We start from the raw sequence: 3,664 nt of genomic DNA, 5'->3' as shown, positions 1-3,664 counted from the left end.
AATATATTTTATAGGAATTTTAAAATAACTAGATTATGCAAGAAGTCTAATATTACCTTTGCTATAGTTTTAATATTTCATAAAAATCATATTGCTAGTTATTGTTATATATTTATTATTTTAACTTAATCCCTAATTCATCCAACTGTTTGTCCTCAACTGGACTTGGTGAAGCTGTCATTGGATCAGTTCCTGTTGTATTCTTCGGAAAAGCAATCACATCCCGAATTGATTCACTATTCGTTAAAATCATTACTAGCCTATCAAGTCCAAATGCAATTCCACCATGGGGTGGAACACCATAATTAAAAGCATTTAAAAATCAACCAAATTTGTTCTCAATTTCTTGGTTTGATAATTGTAATGATTTAAACATTCGGGTTTGAACTTCACTTTGGTGAATACGAATGCTTCCTCCCCCAATTTCATAACCATTTAAAACTAAGTCATAAGCATCAGCACGCGCAGTTGCCATTTTCTGCTCAAAATTATCAATAAATTCACTAGTTGGCGCAGTAAAAGGATGATGAGCTGCTTCATAACGTTGATTTTCATCTGATCATTCATATAATGGTCAATTAACAATTCATAAGAAGTGATATTCATTCGGTGGAATTAAAGCAAACATTTTAGCTAATGCTACTCGGACTGCTCCTAAAGCTTGGCAAGTAACTGCTTTTTCATCACTAACAAAGAAGAATGTTCCAGTTTGTTTATTAAATTTTTGTAATAATTTTGCTTTTTCATCATCACTAAGTACTTTTGCAAGTGGTCCTTCTCAATTATTCTTTTCTTGTTTAACTCATGCTAACCCTTGTGCTTTGTTTTGTTGGGCAATCCGTGTTAATTCTTCAACTTGTTTTTTGCTGACTAATTGGGGAAGAAAAATCACTTTTAAACTCAACTCCTTTTTTAAGGCTGTTGCAAAGACTCTAAATTCAGTTTTTGCAAAAATATCTTTTGCATCAAATAACTGTAAATCATAGCGCGTATCTGGTTTATCAGTGCCATATTTTTCAATTGCTTCATTATAATCCATCCGAAGAAAGGGCGTTTTAATTTTAAATTTCATCACATCTTGCATAATTGTTTGAAATAATGTTTCAACAAAATGGATAATATCATCGCGCTCAACAAAACTCATTTCTAAATCTAATTGCATAAATTCTGGTTGACGATCACTTCGTAAGTCTTCATCGCGAAAACACTTTGCAATTTGAAAATATTTATCAAATCCGGCTAACATTAATAACTGTTTAAACAATTGCGGTGATTGTGGTAACGCATAAAAATTATGGGGATTTAAACGCGAGGGAACTAAGAAATCACGGGCACCTTCTGGTGTTGATTTGTTTAAAATTGGTGTTTCAATATCAATAAATTGATGAGAATGACAAAATTGCCGAATTGTTTGCACTAATTGATTTCGTAACATAATTTTTTGTTGCATTATTGGTCGACGTAAATCTAAATAACGATATTTCATTCGAACATCTTCTAACGCATCAGTGACATCATTAATAATTAATGGCGGCGTTTCGGATTTTGATAAAATTGTGACTTGTTTAGCTGCAATTTCAATTGCCCCGGTTGGTAATTCTAAATTCTTACTTTTTCGTTCAATTACAACACCTTCAACACTAATAACAAATTCATTTCGAATTGTATTAATCATCGCATATTGGGGATGCTCTGGTTGGACAACAACTTGTGTAATCCCTGTTCGATCACGTAAATCTAAGAAAATAATCCCCCCTAACCGACGATTCTTTGCCACTCAACCACTTAAAACAACCTTTGCTTTAACATTTTTTAATGTTAATTCACCACAAGTATGTGTTCTCTTCATTATTTCTTCTCCTTACTTAAAACTGTAATAATCTTGTCAAACTTAACTTCTTGTTCTTTTCCTGTTTGTTGGTTTTTAATTTTTACAACGTTTTTTTTCAATTCTTCATCACCAATAATAATAGCATTCTTTGCTTTCAAACGCTCTAATGATTTAAACTGAGCTTTAACACTACGTGTTAAATAATCACAATCAACACGAAAACCACTTGCTCGAAGTAATAACAACAACGAAGCAGCAAAATAACGCGCATGATCAGATAAACAAATTAAATAAGCATCAAGATAAGCCTCATCAGCTAGGACAATATCATTCGCAGCTAAAGTTAATAACAATCGTTCTAATCCTAAGGCAAAGCCTACCGCTGGATAATCTAAACTTGGTTCAAAGGTGTGCACTAATTGGTCATACCGTCCACCACCTAGTAAAGTTAATTCTCGCTCTGCTTCCTCAATCACAATTTCAAAAACAACGCCAGTATAATAATCTAATCCTCGTACTAATTGCGCATCTAAGGTAAAAGGAATTCCTAATTTAGTTAACAACTTTTGAATTGCCACAAATTCTTCATTTTCTGTTGGGGTTAAATAATCATAAATCTTTGGCGCATTACTAAATTTATCATGATCAATTTTACAATCTAATACTCGTAATGGATTCTTTTGTACCCGAATTTGACAATCAGCACATAATGTTTGTTCTTGGAAGAAAGCTGTTAACACACCAAGATATTTTGTTCGTGCTGCACCAATTGTTAAATAATTTAGTTTTAATGTTAAGTTTGTTAATCCAAGTGTTTTTAATAAATTATAACCAAGTAAAATAACTTCAACATCTAATAAATAATTCTTAGTTCCGACCACTTCAATTCCAAACTGATTAAATTGACGTAAACGGCCATGTTGAGGTCGTTCATAACGAAACATATTCCCAAGGTAAAATAATTTTAATGGTAATTCATATTTCCCATATAGTTTATCTTCAATAATACTGCGAATAACAGGTGCGGTTCCTTCTGGACGTAAAACAAATGCTCGCTCTTTTTTATCTAATAATTCAAACATTTCTTTGCTAACAATATCGGTTTCTGCTCCTACTGAACGCACAAATAAATCTTTTGCTTCGAAAATTGGAGTTCTAATTTCATGATAGTTATATTGCATAGCAAGACTACGCAGCATTAATTCTAGGGCAATTAATTCACTTGCTTTTTCATAATAAAGATCTTCAGTTCCTCGTAGTTTTTGCATATTCATAACTTTCTTCCCTTCTAAATAAAAAACTAAAAGATTGCTTAGGAACGAAAAATCGCGGTACCATCCTATTTCATTATCTTTTAGTTAATGCGCTTACTTGTCAAAATCTATTAAATTTTATCTTCATGTTGTCATCACGCTTTAAAATTCCAATAGTTTCCACCAACCACTATTTCTCTGTTCAATTATTGTCAACAATAATTTCTTTCAATTAAAATTATACCTATTTTTTTTAGAAAAGTAAAATAAATTAGCTAGTCTTTTAAAAATTTTAACGCAACTTCATCAGGTGTTAAAATATTTATGGTTTTATGTCGTCGAATATTGTTATAATAATCTAGAAAGATTACAATAACTTTTCTAACATTTTCAACATTTTTAGGATAGCGTGGAAGATATTCAAAAAATTTATTTCAGTTTTGATGAAATCTTTTAATTTTCCCATTTGATTGTGGAAAACGAATTGGAATTGTTTGATGGACAACTTCTCTTTTTATTAGACTTCTTGCATAACCTAGTTATTTTAAAATTCCTATAAAATATATTTAAAATAGAAATT

Annotated in this window: 3 protein-coding genes; all 3 read right to left on the bottom strand. The window is 31.2% G+C overall.

What is annotated here, in order from left to right; genetic code table 4:
- Positions 1 to 115: 115 nt before the first annotated feature.
- The 3 genes from aspS to BST80_RS04580 all read right to left on the bottom strand — a co-directional run bounded on the left by aspS (position 116) and on the right by BST80_RS04580 (position 3,575).
- Entirely contained in the window at positions 116 to 1,849 is a 1,734-nt protein-coding gene (gene aspS, locus BST80_RS04590) for an aspartate--tRNA ligase (protein ID WP_415746166.1), read from the bottom strand.
- Positions 1,849 to 3,105 (bottom strand): histidine--tRNA ligase, encoded by a 1,257-nt coding sequence (hisS, locus tag BST80_RS04585; protein ID WP_415746165.1) that lies wholly within the window; start codon positions 3,103 to 3,105, stop codon positions 1,849 to 1,851. Before hisS ends, aspS begins: the two co-directional genes overlap by 1 nt.
- A 254-nt stretch (positions 3,106 to 3,359) precedes the next feature.
- Positions 3,360 to 3,575, bottom strand: coding sequence for an integrase core domain-containing protein (locus BST80_RS04580; protein WP_415746167.1), 216 nt, complete (start codon positions 3,573 to 3,575; stop codon positions 3,360 to 3,362).
- Positions 3,576 to 3,664: the final 89 nt, after the last annotated feature.

The sequence above is a fragment of the Spiroplasma sp. Moj genome, from assembly GCF_016082285.1.
Lineage (GTDB): Bacteria > Bacillota_I > Bacilli_A > Mycoplasmatales > Mycoplasmataceae > Spiroplasma > Spiroplasma phoeniceum.
The sequence above is the reverse complement of the archived record's forward strand: the minus strand, read 5'-3'. Positions and strand labels throughout refer to the sequence as shown.